Genomic DNA, 889 nt, shown 5'->3' with positions numbered 1-889 from the left:
TCTTTGGATACTTCAGTATTCTCCTCTTTCCCGCCATCGTTCTTTTCTACAAGTATAGATACTCCATCAAACAGATTCGTCATTCTTCCCAGAAACAAACTTCCCTTACCTATTACCATAAAATTGTTCAATTTTCCACTCATTATATGTTCTATGCCGTGTCCTATAATAGGAACGCCGGATGGTATATGTCCCTGAGTGGGTGCATATCCCGGATAACCATGTTCTTTGACAAATAAAGGCAGCTGTTTCCTCTCAAGCTGTCCACTTTTAACCGCCAGGGCCCCTATCATCTTATAATTTTGTGTCGGTACATCCCCGGCACCTGCCGGCTCTGTTATATCAGGTATCTGCATTTCAGGTGCAAACTTATCCACATCCGTAATTTTCATTCCTTTTTTAGTCAGAGGATCAAGTACCAGAGCCTGTATTACAGCCTGGGGAGCAGCACCGTGGGCTATTGTATGTCTCCCAACTACATCAGTTCTGAGTACCGGGCTTATTCCATCATTTTCCGACACAAGAACTGCAAAACCCCCGAGGCAGTCCTCCAGGATAGGTATATTTTTTTTCACATGGTCCTTTCCATTCATTCCAAGTTTGGCAGTACATCCGCCTGCAAACACTACCACGTTCTTATATACACCAGATTGTACAAGAGCTGCAGCTGTAATCAGTGCATGGGCAGGTCCCGCACAAAAACCCCTCATATCAACTCCAGTGGCGCCTTTTATTCCTGCTATTTCGCCACAGGCTTTGGCAGTATTTCCACCTCCCCTTTGATTCATATCACCCACGGCTTCTTCTGAACATTCTATTAGATAATCAATTTGACTTACATCCAATCCAGAGTTTTTTACAAGATACATCAGTGCCAGAACGCCCGATG

At 44.1% G+C, this 889-nt stretch carries 1 protein-coding gene; it reads right to left on the bottom strand.

Going from position 1 to position 889, the window contains the following annotated elements:
* The coding region (grdC, locus tag J5G60_RS18515; RefSeq protein ID WP_236035350.1) for a glycine/sarcosine/betaine reductase complex component C subunit beta at nucleotides 1–889 on the bottom strand (889 nt) is incomplete at both ends.

Origin of the sequence: Clostridium sp. HV4-5-A1G, from assembly GCF_900184915.1 — a bacterium.
Lineage (GTDB): Bacteria > Bacillota > Clostridia > Clostridiales > Clostridiaceae > Clostridium_B > Clostridium_B aromativorans.
This window is presented reverse-complemented; position numbering and strand designations above follow the sequence as displayed.